Below are 17,323 nucleotides of genomic sequence, written 5' to 3'. Positions count from 1 at the left end.
TCGGCTTGGCGGCAGCCCGGGCTCGGCGGCCGCGGCGGAGGCAGCGTCCCCGGCGGCGAGCGGCGCCCACCGGGTGTCCGCCTCCGTCCGGTGGGCACGGCGGCCGGCCTCTGTCCCTGAGCGCCCTGCCGACGGCCTCCGCACCGGGGCCGCTCCCGCCGAGCAGATCGTTGAGGTGGAACAGTGACGGCCCGAACAGCCAGGAGCCCGTGGCGCGTGCCGGGCGTCGGCCTGGCCTTCCGGTAGTGCGCGGAAGTTACGGGAGGGTCGGGACCGTCGGCGGCTTCGCCGTGGCCGGGATGTAGTCGAAGTTGGGCGTGAGCGTGCCGAAGAGGCTGCCGGCGCGCGGGGGTGTGGCTCCGGTGGCCGCCGCGAAGAGGTTTGCGGCTTCCTGGGTGACGTAGAACGGGGCCTTCTTGATGCGGAAGCCCGTGGGGCTCGGGCGCGCGCCGGCCATGATTTCGCTGTAGGTGGACTCGGCGATCACTACTTCCTCAAGGAGCGCCTTGCCGTCGATCGACACTCCTGCGGAGTAGGCGGGCGTCGGCATGACGCGGATGAACGTGGACTTCAGGGTGATCGTCTTGCCGGATCCTTGGTGCTGGATCTTGAGGCCGCCGGGGTAGAAGATGCGGCCCTTGGAGTCGAGGCCATCACCGGCCGTTGAACCGATCGGCATGCTGAAGCCCCGGCCGTCGGCGTCCATGACGAACGGGCTGATGGCCTCCACAGTGATGCCCTCCCGCTCCATCCAGGCGAGAGTCTCGTCACCGATCTCCACCTGCGCATCGCCCCAGGGGGAGATGTAGGCGCCCGGCAGCGGCTGGGCGGCGGCGGCCGTCCTGGTGGCGCTGGTCGGCTGCTGGGCGGCCGCTCCGGGCGAGGCCAGGCCGAGCGGTACGGAGAGAGCGGCCACGGCGGCGAGGACCGTGAGACGGCGGAGTGCGTGCATGCGCATAGAGGGTTTCCAGTCTGTGAGGGGGTGAACGAGCCGGAGCCCTTCCCGGATAGGCCCAACAGTGGGGTGGGGAGGCCCAGTTCGACGTCGGGGCAACGATGCGGTCGAAGATCGACTCTGCGGTGAGTATGCCCATCGATGCATGGCTTTGCGACCACGAGGGCGGCTTGTTGGGCCACCCGGGGGAAAAGAGTCACGCGACGAGTGGTGTGCGATGCGTAACGGTCGCGCCAAGATCGCATGAGCTGTTGGCTGGAGCGACCCCCCGCCCACAGCCCTGGAGACACGCGTGCCCGGAACCCCCAGAACGTCCGGAACCAACCCACTGTCCCGTCGGCGGCTCGCTGTCCTGGCCGCCACCACCACCGCACTCACCGCCGCTGCCCTGTCCGGGCAGTTCACGGGCACCAGCGAGGCGGGCGGGCACATCGACGCCCCGTCGACCGTGCTCGACTCTCCGGCGGACCTGACCGACGTGTACGCCTTCACCAGCCCGGACAACGCGGACATGGTCACGCTCATCGCGAACGTCCGCCCCTTCCAAGTGCCCGGTACCGCGGCCAACGCGCTGGCGGACTTCCCGTTCGCGACCGGCGCGCGGTACGAGATCCACGCGGACGCCGATGGTGACGGGGCGCCCGACACCACCTACCGCTGGACCTTCCGGGACGAGGACCGCAGGCCGTTCGGGACAGGGCCGAAGGTCGGGCCCCTGCCGGTGAACTCGCTCGACGACCGGTCGCTCGGGGTACGCCAGAAGTACACCCTGGAGAAGGTCGAGGCGGGCGGCGTCACCCAGACGCTGCTGAAGGACGCGATCGCGTCCCCCACCCACACCGGCCGGGCCCTGATGCCCGACTACGGCACGTTGCGGACACAGGCGATCCGCCAACTCCCCGGCGGTGGCCGGACCGTGGCCACGCAGGCGGCGGAGTCGTTCAAGGCCGACACCCAGGTCTTCGGCCTGTACACGGTCGGTACCCGCGGCCCCGTGCCGGGATGGCTGCCCGATGCCCAGCCACTGTCGGCGCTGAACGTGAACAGCCTGGTCCTGCAAGTACCCAAGAGCGAGATCGCCCTGAACGGCGATCCGAAGCGCAACCCGGTCGTCGGCGTGTGGGCGTCCGTCTCCCGGCAGGGCGCGAACCTCGAGCGCAGTCTCTCGGAGCAGGCCCCCACCTTCCGGCAGGTCTCCCGGCACGGCATGCCGCACGTCGCGTTCGCGCTGTTCGGCTCCACCATCGGGCTGGCCGAGCCCGGCGGGCCCGAGGACCGGCTCCAGGCCCGCGCACCGAAGGACGACCACTTGGAGAGCGACTTCCTGGCCGCCACCCTCGACCCCGTACCGCCGCGCCGGATCGAGAGGGCACAGGGCCGCAAAGCACCGGCGACCCCGCGCCACGACATCCAGGCCCTGTTCATGAAGGGCATCGGCAAGGACAACGGAGCCACTTTCGGCTTCGACCTCAACACCCACACGATGAACGCCGACGCCGACCCGAGGCGCATCGTGCTCGCCGAGCAACTGCGCCTGAACCTCAACACCCCTGTCACCACCAGCCCGAAGGCGCACGGTGTCCTCGACGGGGACCTCCAGGGCTTCCCGAACGGGCGGCGCCTCAACGACAACATCGACGGGCCGCTGATCCGGATGCTGGAGGGCGAGCCCGCCGGGCCGTCCGCCGCGGAACTGCTCCCGCAGCCGGTCGTCGGTCTGGAGCCCGCCGACGCCCAGACCGTCTTCCCGTACCTCAATCTCCCGCACGCGGGCCCGTGAGGCGTCTGATCACCGCCGGGGGCGCGGCGCTGGCCGTGGCCGGGTGTGTGGCGGGACTTCTGTATCTCGGTCCTGACACCCCCCGGCCCCAGGCCACCGCCGCCCCCGCGGGCGCCCACAGCGCCGGCATCAGCCCTGTCGTAGCCGCCCGCAAGGCGACAGAGGCATACCCCGACGACCCGGCCGCCTGGGCCGGCCTTGCCCGCGCCGAAATCGAACAGGCCCGCACCTCCCTCGACGCGGGCCGGCTCGACGCCGCCGAGAGGGCCCTGCGCCGCTCCCTCGCCCTCGACGCCACGGACAACTACGGGGCCGTGGCTGGGCGGGGGTTGCTCGCCAACGCCCGGCACGAGTTCGCGAAGGGGCGCGAGTACGGGCTCCGCGCCACCCGGATGGCACCCGACCGGCCGGACGGGTACGCCGTGCTGGCGGACGCCGAGATCCAGCTCGGGAACTATCCACAGGCGCGGGCAGCCGTACAGCGGATGCTCGACATCGCTCCGGCCACGGCCGCCTACAGCAGAGCCGCCTACGACCTGGAGACCGGCGGAAGGCCCGAGGACGCCGCCATCGCGCTCCAGCGAGCCGTGGACAGCGCGGCCACCCAGGACGAACGGGGCTTCGCCGAGGCCCGCCTGGGCGACCTGGCCTGGTCCCTGGGCAAGGTGGACCAGGCGGAACGGCACTACCGGCGCGCCCTGGCCGCCGTACCGGACCATCCGTACGGGCAGGCCGGAATCGCCCGGGTGGCCGCCGCACGGGGGCAGACCGGCAGGGCACTCGACCTGTACACGCGGCTCGTCGAACGGACGCCGTTGCCCCAGTTCCTGCTGGAGACGCTGGAGCTTCGACGTGCGGCCGGGGACTCCCGCCAGGGGAGCGAACGGGCCGCCTTGTCGGCGCAGGTACGGATGGTCCGCGCGGACGGCGGTCCCGTCGACCCGCATCTCATTCTCTACGCAGCTGATCACGGCGACCCCGAGGTCGCGGTGGAACTCGGGCGCAGGGAGTGGAAGCACGCTCGGAGCGTCATCGTCGCCGACGCACTCGGGTGGGCGCTGCACCGCGCGGGACAGCACACCGAGGCCCTCGCCTACGCACGCCGGGCAGCCGCAACCGGCTGGAAGAACGCGCTGTTCCGCTACCACCGGGGCGCGATCGAGCAGGCACTCGCCATGCCCGAAGGATCCCGTCATCTGAGCGAGGCCGACGCCTTGAACCCACACCTCTCCCTGTACCGACCCGACGGAGACGGGTAGTCGATGAAGCTTCCATGCCGCGCGGCGGTCGTCGCGGCGCCCCTGCTCGTCCTGTTCGGCCTGAGCGCCGCACCGACGGCTCAAGCCCACCCGCTGGGTAACTTCAGCGTCAACCACTACGACGGACTGCGCTTGTCGCACGACCGGATCGAGGACACCGCGGTCGTCGACAGTGCGGAGATCCCCACCGCACAGGACGAAGAAGCGACGGACACCGACCGCGACGGGACGATCTCACCAGCCGAAGCGGCGGACCGGGCAGCCGAGCGATGTGCCCAACTCGCCGACCGCACCCGCGTTTCGGTGGCCGGCGAGCGCCTCGCCTGGAGTGTGGGCCGCTCCACCCTGACGTACGGGAGAGGGGCCGCGGGAGTCCCTGTCGCCCGGCTGACCTGCATCCTGCGGGCTGACGCCGCGCTCTCCCGGCCCGCCGACGTTGCCTTCGCCTCGGGGGCGGATGTGACACGGACCGGCTGGAAGGAGATCACCGCTGTCCCGGGCGACCGCGTACGGCTGGCCGGTTCGTCGGTTCCGTCGAAGAGCCCGAGCGATGTGCTGCGCCACTACCCGCGGGACGGGGACGAGCAGCCGCTCGATGTGGTCAAGGCCGAGCTGCGTACCCAACCAGGGCCGGGCGGGGCCACCTACGGCGCCTCCGGGCCGGTAAAACCGGACGAGGCCCCAGCAGTTCAGGCTGCGGACCGGGGCACCGTGCTGTTTCCGGCGCTGGAGCACCGGCTCACCGGCCTGACCGCGGGCCGGGACCTCACTGTGCCGGTGGGTCTCCTCGCCGCCCTGCTGACCCTGCTCCTGGGCGCGGGCCACGCGGCACTGCCCGGGCACGCCAAACTCGTCGTCGCCGCCTGTCTGGCCCGCCGGCAAGGCGGCGTCCGCGCCGCTCTCGCGGTCGGGACGACGGTTACGGCTACCCACACCGCCGGGGTCCTGGCCATGGGCCTGATCCTTACCGTGGGCGGCGGATTCGTCGGGGAGCGACTGCTGGGATGGCTGGGGGCGATCAGCGGTGCGGTGATCGCGGTGCTGGGGATGGTGCTGGCGGTGACGGCGGTACGGGCCTTGCGGGCGGGACGGCCCCCGGCACGCTGGCACCACGGGCACAGCCATGGGCACACGCACAGCGAGACACGGGAACGCACTCACGCGCATGGTCACCCCCACCGTCATGACCACCCCCACGGTCATGAAGACCGGCACGGGACCGGCCACTCTCACGGCCATGGCGACCACGCGCACGAGACCGACTCCCGTGCGGGGAAGATGCCGCGCCGCACCGGCCTCCCCGCGCTCCTCGGCGTAGGACTCGCGGCTGGTCTGGTGCCCAGCCCGTCGGCCCTCGTCGTCCTGCTGGGCGCCATCGCACTGAGCCGGACATTCTTCGGCGTCCTGCTCGTCGTCGTCTACGGCCTCGGCATGGCCCTCACTCTGACCGCCGCCGGCCTGTTGCTCTCCGGCGGCGGACGCAGATTCGCCGCTCTTGGTGAACGCCGCCTGCCCTCCCTGCGCCGATACACCCGCTACGCGACGGTTCTCACCGCTCTCGCCGTCCTCACCGTAGGCATCAGCCTCACGTTGCGAAGCCTGCTCACACTCTGAACCCCGAAGAAGTGCAACCAGACATGGGAGACCAGCGAACCACAGGTCAGGGTGTACAGCTTCGACCTCACCCGCGCCGCCGTCGGCAAAGGCAGCCGCGAAGCGCAGGACGTCAAGAGGTTCCGGATCGGCCGACGTGAGCAACTGGGTGCGCCCCGACGCACCCACCTTCTGCCGACTCGGTCCTCTCGGTAGCCATCGCTCGATCTCCGGCAATCGCACCTGCCAACAGAATCGTGCCTCTGCGTCGGGCTCCCCATCTGAGCGTCACTCGAGCGTCAAGAAGTACGAACAGCAACCGGCACCCACGGTCGGGGGACAGCCTCCGCACTCTGAAACCGTAGGTCAGCGACTTGCAATTAGTGAGGCGGTTTGCTCGACCCGCCTCGCGGAAGGAAACAGGTCGAGCGAACCACTCGGGACACAAAACCGCAGGTCAGGCACCCTTAGCCGCTTAGCCGCAGGCTCAAGAACCGCCACGCACTCCACGTGCGACGCCATCGGAAACATGCCGCAATACGATACTCAATCGCTTCGACCAGGCGAGCCAACAGGACGTCAGCCACCAGTTCCTCGACCGCGGCGGTGAGACCTCGCGCTGTACGGGAGAAGTTCCGGCGGCGCCTGCCGAGTCGCTGGACCTGTTGCAGGGCCCCACTCAGGGGGTCGTGGAGTTGCCGCTGCACATCGCCTGATCCGGGGCGCCTCCCCCAACTCGCGTCCCGCACCAGGGCGGCCGCGTGACGGACATGCCGAAGCTGCACACGCGGCTCCTGGCGCGAATCTGCACCGTGAGGGCTGGTCCTGTCTCGACAGCGGTCTCGAACTGAGGGCGACATGCAGGGCCATGATGAGCCTTCAGGAGAACCGCCGACATGTTCGCGTGCGTATTGATCTACGGTGCCATCAGTCACCTAGGACGGGGAGAGGCCGTGCAGCGGACAAGGACAGCGCTCGCTGAGCGAATTGCCGAGCAGAGAAGCGGAGTCGGTGACCCTCGGGCGCTGGTCGGTGAGATGCGGCGCTCGGTCCTTCTGGTGCCGACGGCCGGTGGAGGGCTCTGGTCGGCGTGGTCGGGCGGGGTGCGGTGGATCTGCGGGTTCACCGACGAGGCCGCACTGGCCCGGTTCGCTCTGCTGCACGCATCCGGTGATCAGCCCATGGACTACGCGGCGCTGCTGGGCGCCCGCATCGTCGACGAGGTCGTGCCGTCCCTCGACGAGCCCACCGGCCTCGCCGTCGACATCGCCACCGAGGACGGGTCGATGTTCTTCCCACCGGTCGTCGGCATCGTCGCGGACGGCGTCGCCGTCGACACCGGCGAGGCGGAGGAGGGGCGCGGCCATGGGCGTTGACGGGGCCGACCTGCAATTCGACAAGGCGTCTGTCGCGAAGTTCAAGCAGGGCGTGGGCGCGACCATCGACGGGCTCGGTGATCTGGGCGGCGCCACCGGTTCGGTGCTGGGCAAGGGCTTCTCGGAGCTGGCGATGACCGGGATGGAGGCCGGGCACCACGGCCTCTCGGTCGACTTCGAGGACTTCTGCGAGCGCTGGGAGTGGGGCGTGCGGGCCCTGGTGGGCGACGCCAGCGCGCTCGCGAACCGCCTCGGCCTGGCGGCGGGCACCCAGTGGGAGCACGACCAGTACGTCGAGGGCACCCTGAAGGTGGGCGTCAACTCCGTGATGGGCGGCAACCCGCACGCCACCGAGGAGGAGATCGCCCAGCAGGGCTGGGGTGACATCGTCACGCCGGACTACCTGAACCCGGACTGGAGCGCCGAGTCCTTCGACCAGGCCGGTCAGGACATCACCCAGACCTGGAAGGACACCGGCCGCACGGTTCTCACCGAGGGCGAGGGCGGCCGGCGGTCGCAGGCGATCATCGACGCGTCGGGGGTCTCCGAGGACCAGTGGAACCAGGCGCTGGACAACACCTTCGGCCCGTCGCCTGAGGAACGCGCCCAGCAGGCGCAGCAGGCGCAGCAGCAGGGTGAGTCCGGGGGGAACTGACGTGGGTATAGGCGACTTCATCAGTGACATCACGCCCGACTCGGTCGAGAACGCGGTCGAGGACGGTGTCGAATGGGCCGGCAACCGGGTCGAGGACGCCGGCAACTGGACCGCCGACCGGCTGAACGACGTCGGCTGGGAGTCCGGTGCTGACTGGGTGCGCGAGCAGTCCCGTTCGGTCGCCAACCGCATGGGCGCCGAGGTCGACGAGATGGACCTCGGGCAGACCGAGGACAAGACCAAGCTGATCCACGGCAGCGCAAGCAAGATCAACGCCACCGCCGACAAACTCCGGGCCTTCCAGACGGCCTTCGACGACGCCGGTGACGGTCTCAAGGGCCTGGACTCCTCCCGGCTCAAGGGCGAGACGGCCGAAGCGCTGCGCACCGCGGTGAGCACCCAGCCGCCCAAGTGGTACGCCGCCGCCGACGCCTGCGCGAAGGCGCTCGGCGCGCTCGACGCGTTCGCCGGCACGATCACCTGGGCGCAGGCACAGGCGCAGACGGCGATCGACAAGTGGAAGGAGGGCGTCAAAGCCTCCGAGGACGCCGCAGAGGCCCACCGCAAGAAGGTCGACGACTTCAACAGCGCCGTCGACCGCTACAACGCCCAGCCCGCCGACAAGCGCGACCCGGCCTCCCTCCCGCCCAGGCCCGCGGCGACGTTCGAGGACCCCGGCAAGAAGCTGATGCAGGAGGCCCAGGACATCCTCGCCGAGGCCCGCAAGCAGCGGAACTCGGCGGCGGAGACAGCGCGCACCGCGGTCCGCGCCGCCCGCGACATGGCCCCGCAGAAGCCCTCCTACGCCGAGCAACTGGCCGGCGGGCTCCAGGAGTTCCAGATCATGGGCGACCACGTCGGCGGCGGCATCATCAAGGGCACGGCCGGCATCCTCAACTTCGTCCGCAGCATCAACCCCGTCGACCCGTACAACATCACGCACCCGGCCGAGTACGCCACATCCCTCAACAGCCTCGCCGCCGGACTGATCGTCGCCGCCAACGACCCGGTCGGCACCGGCAAGCAGATGGTCAGCGACTTCATGAAGGACCCGGCCGAGGGCTTCGGCAGGTTGATCCCCGACCTCGCGCTGACCGCCGCCACCGGTGGCGGCGGCGCCGCGGTGAAGGGCATCCGCATCGCCGAGGAGGCCGCCGACGCCGCACGGGCGCGCAAGCTGGTCGACGACGCCCCCGACGGCACCCACAACCGCCCCGACGGCGAGCGCACCACCGACGGCACCGACCCCGTCGACCTCGCCTCCGGCCGGATGTTCCTGCCCCAGACCGATCTGACGATCCCCGGCATCCTGCCGCTGCTCTTCACCCGCCGCACCGAGTCCGGCTGCACGGCCGGCCGCTTCCTGGGCCCCTCCTGGACGTCCACCGTCGACGAACGACTGGAGGTCGATGCGGTCGGCGTCATCCACGTCACCGCCGACGGGCTCCTGATCCCGTACCCGCACCCGGTCCCCGGCGCGCCCACCACCCCGGCATCGGGCAGAGCCCGCACCCTGCTGGCCCGCGACGCCGACGGCGACTACACCGTCACCGACCCCGACAGCGGCCTGATCTTCCACTTCACCGCCCCGCCCGGCAGCGAACCGGGGGACGACGGCGTCGCATGGCTGTCGGGCATCACCGAACGCAACGGCCACACCATCACCGTCGACCGCGGCGAGGACGGCCTGCCGCTGGCCCTGGTCCACTCGGCGGGCCACCAGGTGAAGCTGTCCGTCGCCGACGGCCTGGTCACCGCCCTGTCCCTGGCCGGCGCGGGCGAGGGCGGTGCGGACCTGCCCCTGATGAGCTACGGCTATCAGGACGGCAACCTCACCACCGTCACCAAACCCTCCGGTGCCACCACCACCTTCGTCTACGACGACCGCCGCCGCGTCATCGCCTGGATCGACTCCAACAACAGCCGCTACGACTACATCTACGACGATCGCGACCGCGTCATCGCCGAAGGCGGCGAAGCAGGCCACGTCCAGATCACCCTGGCCTACACCGAACCCGACCCAGAAACCGGCCACCGCACCACCACACTCACCACCGCCGGCGGACACACCACCCGCCACCTCATCGACCACCGCTGCCGGGTGATCGCCACCACCGACCCGCTGGGCCACACCACCCGGTTCACCTACGACGCGCGCGGCAACCTCCTGACCCGCACCGACCCATTGGGCCGCAGCACCGTCTACACCTACGACGAAGAGGGCCAAGTGGTGTCCGCCACTCGGCCCGACGGGAGCGTGCTGCGCACGGTGCGCGGCCCGTTCGGCCTGCCGGTGGAGGTGATCGGTCCGGACGGACACCGCACGACCTACGCATACGACGAGCGCGGCAACCGCACCTCGGTCACCGAGTCGGCCGGACACACAACGCGCTACGGGTACGACCAGCACGGCCGCCTGATCTCCGTCACCGACGCCCTCGGCGCTACGACACGGAGGGTCTGCGACCCGGCGGGCCTGCCGGCGGAGGTCACCGACCCGGCCGGCGGAGCCACCCGACTGGAACGCGACGCCCTCGGCAGAGTGATACACATCACCGACCCGGTCGGCGGAGTCACTCGCTTCGTCTGGGACGTAGACGGCAATCTCGTTGGCCGAACCGCCCCGGACGGCGCCACTGAGTCATGGACTTACGACGGCGAAGGCAACTGCCTCACCCACACCGACCCGGCCGGAGGAGTGACCCATTTCGAGTACACCCACTTCGATCTCCTCGCTGCCCGCATCCAACCGGACGGATCCCGCTACGACTTCGAGCACGACACCGACCTGCGCCTGACCCGGGTAACCAACCCCCAGGGCCTCACCTGGAGCTATGAGTACGACCCGGCGAGCCGCCTTGTATCGGAAACCGACTTCGACGGCAGAACCCTCAGCTACCGTCTCGATGCCGCAGGGCAATTGGTTTCCCGGACCGACGCCCTCGGCAGTGTCCTTTCCCTGGAGCACGACCAGCTCGGCCGCATGATCAGGAAGGACGCCGGAGGCAGGACCACCACCTACGCGTACGACGCGTCGGGACGCCTCTTGCAGGCATCCGGCCCGAACTGCGACCTGATCCGCCAGTACGACCGACGCGGCCTACTCAAGACCGAACTCGTCGACGGCCGCGCCGTCACCTACATGTACGACGCACTCGGCCGCCGGACTCGACGGGTGACCCCGACCGGCCATGTCACCACGTATACCTATGACGTGGCAGGCCGCCTCGACCTGATGGCCGTGAGCGGCCATCAGGTCGGCTTCACCCATGACGCCGCAGACCGTGAAGTGTCCCGTTCCTACGGCGACACAATGACTCTGTCATCCGTCCGGGACGAAGTCGGCAGGCTTTCCGCCCAGCACTTCACGGCCGGTGGACAGACCCTGAACAGCCGTACGTACACCTACCGTGCCGACGGTCACCTCACCTCCGTGACCGATCAGTTGTCCGGCACGCGGTCGTTCGAACTCGATAACGTCGGCCGTGTCACCACCGTCAACGCCCACGGGTGGACCGAACGCTACGCCTACGACGTCGTCGGCAATCAGACCGAAGCCTCCTGGCCCTCAACCCATCCGGGCCACGAGGCAACCGGCCCTCGCACGTACACTGGCACGACGATCACCCGTGCCGGCGACAGCCGCTTCGAGCACGACCGTCTCGGGCGCGTAGTCCTCAAACAGCGGACCCGTCTGTCCCGCAAGACGCAGACCTGGCGTTACTCATGGGACTCCGAGAGCCGCCTCACCTCGGTCGTCACGCCGGACGGCGCCCTCTGGAAGTACCGTTACGACCCACTCGGCCGCCGCATCGCCAAGCAGCTTCTCGCGGACGACAGTGAGTCCGTCCTGGAGGAAACCCGTTTCACCTGGGACGGCATGGTCCTGTGCGAACAGACGACCGTCTCCCACGACGTGCCGGACATCGTCGCACTCACCTGGGACCATCGCGGCTCGATTCCCCTCACCCAGACCGAACGCATCCTCTCCCGCGACGCGGGTCAGCGGGAGATCGACCGCCGCTTCTTCGCCATCGTCACGGACCTCGTCGGCACTCCGACCGAACTGGTCGCCGAGAACGGGGACATCGCCTGGCACACCCGGTCCACCCTCTGGGGCACCACCGCCTGGAACCGGAGCAGCACCGCCTACACCCCCCTCCGCTTTCCCGGCCAGTATCACGACCCCGAAACCGGATTCCACTACAACCTCTTCCGGCACTACGACCCCGCCACGGCCCGCTATCTCACCCCGGATCCGCTCGGACTCGCTCCCGCGCCCAACCCGGCCGCCTACGTCCACAATCCACACACCTGGTCGGACCCACTGGGCCTTTCTCCCTATCAAGATCGGGCGGGAAACGCGGAGATCGATCCCCGAAAGCTCGACTACCTTTTCAACAAGGACATCAAGCCAGACTCGCACAACTCACCGAGGGCGCTCCAGAACGAACTGCAACTCCACCGGATCGGCATACCGGACACGCCAGAGATGCGGCAATACGTCACCGATCATCTGGCACACAGCTCCCAACAGCCGTTCGGGCGTACATTCAACAAGGAGTGGCCCGGCGGAAGCGGTGAATTCGGCGTGACCGAATCGGTCCTCTACGGCCCGCACGGAGCACTTGGTGTCGAGAGCACCTGGCAGATCCTGCCGGACGGCGGGCATAGACTCTCCACAGTCATCTTCCGCGGCAGTGGCCCGAATGTAAGCATTCACGGCAGCCTGGACCACTGGCCGCCGTACAGTGGAAAGTGAAGGCGGACGTGTACCGAGAGTTCCTCATCCCCGACGACGAAGAGATCTACGAGGCCATCGGAGAATGGCCGGATTCGGACGAGAGTGGCGCACGGATTCTCACCGTGCAGGACAATTCGGGGCAATCTCTCATTTTTTCCTACGATGCATTGGCGAGGTCGGTGAGGATCCGCTGGATGAACGAGCAGGGAATCGAGATGCTGGATTTCTTCCGTGAATCTGCAACTCGCCTTTCATTCACCTCAGGTCAATCCACAAAGCAAATTTCCATCGATTTCCACACGGGCGAGTGCACGGGAACCATGGAGATTCAGGTGACACCCCACCTTTCGGTACGCGACCGCCTCCTGTTCCAATAGTAGGCAGGCGTCAGAGGCTCTTCCGGCAGGCTCAAGGATTGCCACATATTCCACGTGCTGCGCCACAGGAAAGACGTCAACTAACGCCCCAGCAAGCAAAGCGACTGGTGAGCGGCGCGTTTCAGCTCGGTTCGTCCTGGCACACCCGCAGCACGCTCTGGGTCGAATCCAGCCTCCACTGCGACTCTTCCGCCATTACGACCCCGAGACCGGCCGCTACACGGCTTCCAGACCCCCTGGCCTCACACTCGCGCTCAATCCGGTCATGGTGCCGTCCATCCCCAAGCCATTCGAGAACAGCGGGAAGAACGGCGCCTACAAAGTCGATCGACAACCCGAGATGGGGCGGTGAGAGGGTCGTGACCGGGTCGGACAGATCGGCGTACTCACTCCGACCCATTATCGGACGTACATCGTGATGGAGACCGGCCGATGAGCAACGCCACCTGGTGGGAAGGGAACGAGGAGTTCGGCAACCTGGCCCCAGGAGTGCAGATCAGATGAGGCAGGAATGACCACGAAACTGTCGTTTGACGGCGACTGGCGCGCAACAGTGACGGACGATCCGCTGCACATCACTCCCCGCTTCACCGGCGACTCCGTGGATCTCGCGCGGTACGCGGACGTGAGCGAGCGTGAGCGGTTGCTCGCGGACACCTTCGGCAGCCAGCACTGGCTGTGGGACACGCCGGACGTCTTCCGGTTCGCCCCGGACAGCCGGAAGCTGGTCGGGGCCGAACTCCAGCTGCCGTACGTGTACGCCGCCGCCGAGACCTCCACCCGCCTTCCCGTCATGCCCGCCGTACGCCGGGGCGGGCTCCGCGCGGACGAGGTCCGGGACTTCCGGCATGAGATGTGCACGGTGCTGTGCCGCGCCCCCGAGGACACCGTGCTCACCTGCCTACGCGACCTCGACGTCCTCGACGAACCGCTGGAAGCCGGCCTCGGCATCGCCCCCGACGTGGCGCTCCTCGTCCAGCACGGAACCGTCGTCGGCTGGAGCCTCACCGACCCCGCGCGCTACCTGACCACCAGCTTCGCCGCCCCCGACCCTGCTCCCCCCGTCCCGGCCACCCGCCGCCTGCTCACCGAATGCCTGGACCTGGTCACCACGCCGGTGGTCGACGACCTGGTCGACGGTGAACCGGCCGCCCTGGCCCGCCTCCAGGGCGCCGACAAGGCCCTGCGCGAGCAACGCGAGGACCGGCACCGGGCCGAAGCCCTGCTCGAGCTGATCGCCACCTACGTGGAGGACTACGGGAACTGGTGAACGAGGACGAAGACCAAGGAACGGGGGGCGGCAGGGCGCCGATGGAGGCGGGCTGGTCTACGACCACCAGGACGGTGCCGAACTTGGCCTTGAGTTTGTCGAAGACGGCCCGCAGTTGGGGTTCGCCGTTCGGCAGGGCCTTGTCGAAGACTTTCTTCCCGGCCGGGGTGAGTCCGTGGCCGTGATGGTTGCTCTTGCCGACGTCCAGGCCGAGAAAGACGCCCGTCTCGTCGATGTCGATCACCGTGCCCCCCTATGCGTCGATGCTGTGCCGGCCTCGGCGGTGGGGCCGTTCGCGCGCACCCACGTTATGCAGACCTGCCGCCCGCGAGCTGCCCGGCATTGCGCTGGGCCGGGCGGTGGCCGGACCTCTGATCAGCGTCTCCGACGGCACCCCTCGGGCCCGGTGACACCACCCCCCAGGGTCATCCGATCGACAGGGGGCAACAGTCATGCCGGGCCCGGAGGCCAGCAGCCCTCTTGCAGGACCGCGAAGAAGATGACGGGGGGGCTCTATTTGCCTGTGCGGTTTCTGCCGCTGATCCCCACGGGCCCTGCCGTCAGGGTGCCGGTCCCGGCGACGAGACCGCGGCATCTCGGATCGCGCGGTAGCACATCGAGCGCGCCTTTCTCGGTCTGGCGAACCTCGAAGTCAACCGCTGACAAACCATCTACTCCGCAGACAGCCGCCGACGACCAGCGTGAGCATCCCGAGAACTGGTCACAGCCCTTTGACCTGCGACTTCAAGTTGGCGAAGGCTCAATCCGCTGAACGGACGCCCCCACAGGACGAGGCCAGCACGATCGGCCGACTGCCAGGAGCCAGCACCGCTCACGGAACCTTGTTCCGTCCTGTATCTCACGCCGTCGAACGTCAGGAAACGGGGAACCAGGCCGACAGGCGCTTGGCAATGGCCGGCACATCGATGTCGTCCTGTGCGACTTCCTCGACGAACGGGCCGGCAACGGAGACGGGCGGCGGGACGGTACTGGCGCTCACGCCGTTGAACCGCAGGAAGACGCGCATGGCGAGCCAGGCGGTGGGCTTGTTGCCGTCGATCAGCGCGTGATTGCGGGCGACGGAGTGCAGCAATGCCGCAGCCTTCTCGTGCAGCGTGGGATACAGCTCGGCTCCGAACACGTTCGTCCGGGGCCGTTCGATCGCTGACACCAAAAGTCCCATGTCACGCACGCTGTGCTCGGTACCGTTGACCGTGCGGGCGATGGCCAGGATCTCGTCGATCTGGATGTAGCGCACGTCCGTCACTTCAGGTAGTCCAGGATCTCCGCATCGCTGTCCATGAGTTCGGCCAGAACGTCATCGACCTTCAGCTCGGCCCGGTTCTGGGCGTCACGGATGGCCTCAATGGCAAGTTCCTGCTTGCTGCGGCCCTCCCGACGAGCCCGCTCGGTGAGCTTCGCGTCAAGGTCGTCGGGGAGTCGGAGTGTCATCGCCATGCAGGCATGATACCGGACTGGTATCAAGACGGCGAGGTGATAACAGCCACTCGGCTTCAGACCACGCCGCCGGATTCTGCGGCCCGTACGCACCGCGCTCTCGGCTCCAAGAAGCGTGAGGCCGAGATGGCAACTCGCACCGCCGCCGGGGAGGCGAAGCGGGACGCACGTACCAGAGTCCCTGCCCGTGCCGATGGAACCGGTCCGCGCGGCCCGGGCCGGAGAGGTCCGGCAGGTTGAGATTCACGCTTCGAGCGTCATGCGAGCGTCGAGAATCTCCGGACGAGACCTTGACGGCGCCCTCCGATGCAGCGCCTCCCTCATGAGTGCGCAGGTCAGGAAGGTTGCGAGGAACACCGTCCGCTCGAACCGCTGTACGGAGAGAAACAGGTCCAGCGCTCTACCCTGGCCACAAAACCGCAGGTCAGACACCCTTGTCAGCTGGCTCCAGGATCGCAACACACTCCACGTGCGACGTCATCGGAAACAGATCGAACGCCCGAAGCGTCCGCACCCGATACCCCCCATCCCGGAAGTACCCCAAGTCCCGCGCCAGCGCCGCCGGATCACAAGCCACATACGCGATCCGCCGCGCCCCCAGGGACGACAGATGCTCCACCGTCTTCCGGCCCGCCCCGGCCCGCGGCGGGTCCAGGACGATCAGGTCGACCTCCGTGATCCCCGTGCGCGGCAACACGCTCTCGACCTTGCCCTGTTCGATACGCACGCGGTCGAACTCGGCGAGGTTGTGCCGCGCGTCCTCCACCGCCCGCTTGCCGGACTCGATGCCGAGGACCGCGCCCTGTTCGCCGACGCGGTCGGCGAGGGCGCCCGCGAAGAGGCCGACGCCGCAGTAGAGGTCGAGGGCCATGTCCCCCTTGCGTGGCAGGAGGCCCTGCATGACGGCCGTCACCAGGGTGTCCGCCGCCTTGGGGTGGACCTGCCAGAAGCCGCCGCCTCCGACCCGGTACGTCCGGCCGTCCGCGCGCTCGCGGACGAAGGGGCGGCCGTGGACGCGGTGGACGCCGCCGGAACGCTCGTCCACGCGCAGCACCGAGACCGGGTGGTCGAGTTCGACCAGCGGGAGGCGCGCGCCCGGCTTCGGCGTGAGGATCACCTGGCGGTCCTGCGAACCCGTCGCCGCGATCGCCTCGACGGAGTCCATGCCGGTCCAGACCCGCTTCTCGATGCCCAGCTCGCTGACGCCCTCCGCGGCGATCATGCAGTGGTCGATCGGCTCCACCTCGTGGGAGCGGTGCCGGCGCAGACCCGCGCGGCCGTCGGCCGTGACGGCGTACTGGACGCGGGTGCGCCAGGACGGGACCTGGCCCGCGGGTACCTTGTCGCCCTCGGCGGGCACGACCGTGCCGTCCCACCCGGCCTCCTCCGGGGTGAGCCCGGCGAGGTGCTGGAGCTGTTCGGCGATGACGTCGGCCTTCAGGCGCCGCTGCGCGCCCGGCTTGGCGTGCTGCCAGTCGCAGCCGCCGCAGCGGCCGGGGCCGGCGAACGGGCAGGGGACGTCGATCCGGTCCTTGGAGGCGTCCAGGACCTTCACCGCGTCCGCACGCAGGAACCGGGCGCCCTGCTCGCCCTCCGTCACCCGCGCCACGACCCGCTCACCGGGCAGCGCGTGCCGGACGAACAGCACCTGACCCTCGGACGTGCGTGCGATGCAGTGGCCGCCGTGGGCGACGGGGCCGATCTCGACCTCGTACTCCTCCCCCACCAGCGACTTCCTCGGTTCTGCCTGCATGGTGGGGTGACTCCAAAAACGTGAGGGGAAAGGGCCGAAGAAAATCGGCCGGACAACAGCCCACCAGTCTACGTGGGTGCCGCCCGGCCGATTCACGCCCGTT

The 17,323-nt window shown here is 69.0% G+C and carries 12 protein-coding genes and 1 pseudogene; 8 read left to right on the top strand and 5 right to left on the bottom strand.

All coding sequences use genetic code 11. From position 1 onward, the window contains the following. Window positions 1-256: 256 nt before the first annotated feature. Complete coding sequence (locus tag AOQ53_RS14545) at window positions 257-952, bottom strand: hypothetical protein (RefSeq protein WP_236711688.1); 696 nt, start codon at window positions 950-952, stop codon at window positions 257-259. A gap of 295 nt (window positions 953-1,247) precedes the next feature. On the opposite strand from AOQ53_RS14545, the gene AOQ53_RS14540 reads away from it, so the two are divergent. From AOQ53_RS14540 to AOQ53_RS14505, 8 genes are all read left to right on the top strand, one after another. Then, complete coding sequence (locus AOQ53_RS14540; RefSeq protein ID WP_059417461.1) at window positions 1,248-2,735, top strand: DUF4331 domain-containing protein; 1,488 nt, start codon at window positions 1,248-1,250, stop codon at window positions 2,733-2,735. After that, on the top strand, window positions 2,732-3,994 hold the full coding sequence (locus AOQ53_RS47380) for a tetratricopeptide repeat protein (protein ID WP_059417460.1): 1,263 nt from the start codon (window positions 2,732-2,734) through the stop codon (window positions 3,992-3,994). The genes AOQ53_RS14540 and AOQ53_RS47380 overlap by 4 nt, the downstream gene beginning before the upstream one ends. A gap of 3 nt (window positions 3,995-3,997) precedes the next feature. Beyond that, on the top strand, window positions 3,998-5,608 hold the full coding sequence (locus AOQ53_RS14530; RefSeq protein WP_059417459.1) for a HoxN/HupN/NixA family nickel/cobalt transporter: 1,611 nt from the start codon (window positions 3,998-4,000) through the stop codon (window positions 5,606-5,608). A 1,016-nt stretch (window positions 5,609-6,624) separates the two neighbouring features. Then, the gene (locus tag AOQ53_RS14525; protein ID WP_059417458.1) at window positions 6,625-6,963 is read left to right on the top strand and encodes a hypothetical protein; all 339 of its coding nucleotides are present in this window, start codon (window positions 6,625-6,627) and stop codon (window positions 6,961-6,963) included. After that, window positions 6,953-7,618, top strand: a complete 666-nt coding sequence (locus tag AOQ53_RS14520; RefSeq protein WP_059417457.1) for a hypothetical protein — start codon at window positions 6,953-6,955, stop codon at window positions 7,616-7,618. Before AOQ53_RS14525 ends, AOQ53_RS14520 begins: the two co-directional genes overlap by 11 nt. Window position 7,619: 1 nt before the next feature. After that, window positions 7,620-12,380: a putative T7SS-secreted protein gene (locus AOQ53_RS14515; protein ID WP_059417456.1), complete on the top strand. Its 4,761-nt coding sequence runs from the start codon at window positions 7,620-7,622 to the stop codon at window positions 12,378-12,380. 8 nt (window positions 12,381-12,388) lie between these two features. Continuing rightward, window positions 12,389-12,739 carry a hypothetical protein gene (locus AOQ53_RS14510; RefSeq protein ID WP_059417491.1) on the top strand — a complete coding sequence of 117 codons (351 nt, stop codon included), beginning with the start codon at window positions 12,389-12,391 and terminating at the stop codon, window positions 12,737-12,739. 511 nt (window positions 12,740-13,250) lie between these two features. Next, entirely contained in the window at window positions 13,251-14,009 is a 759-nt protein-coding gene (locus tag AOQ53_RS14505; protein WP_059417455.1) for a hypothetical protein, read from the top strand. Window positions 14,010-14,037: 28 nt separating this feature from the next. Here the strand turns inward: AOQ53_RS14505 and AOQ53_RS40955 are convergent. From AOQ53_RS40955 to AOQ53_RS14485, 4 genes and pseudogenes are all read right to left on the bottom strand, one after another. After that, a pseudogene (locus AOQ53_RS40955) lies at window positions 14,038-14,253 on the bottom strand (IS110 family transposase); the annotation flags it as partial. Window positions 14,254-14,883: 630 nt separating this feature from the next. After that, entirely contained in the window at window positions 14,884-15,276 is a 393-nt protein-coding gene (locus AOQ53_RS14500) for a type II toxin-antitoxin system death-on-curing family toxin (RefSeq protein ID WP_059417454.1), read from the bottom strand. Beyond that, complete coding sequence (locus AOQ53_RS14495) at window positions 15,273-15,467, bottom strand: ribbon-helix-helix protein, CopG family (protein ID WP_037672007.1); 195 nt, start codon at window positions 15,465-15,467, stop codon at window positions 15,273-15,275. The genes AOQ53_RS14500 and AOQ53_RS14495 overlap by 4 nt, the downstream gene beginning before the upstream one ends. A 424-nt stretch (window positions 15,468-15,891) precedes the next feature. Further along, entirely contained in the window at window positions 15,892-17,220 is a 1,329-nt protein-coding gene (locus AOQ53_RS14485) for a class I SAM-dependent RNA methyltransferase (protein WP_059417452.1), read from the bottom strand. Window positions 17,221-17,323: the final 103 nt, after the last annotated feature.

The sequence above is a fragment of the Streptomyces azureus genome (assembly GCF_001270025.1).
Lineage (GTDB): Bacteria > Actinomycetota > Actinomycetes > Streptomycetales > Streptomycetaceae > Streptomyces > Streptomyces azureus.
The sequence above is the reverse complement of the archived record's forward strand: the minus strand, read 5'-3'. Positions and strand labels throughout refer to the sequence as shown.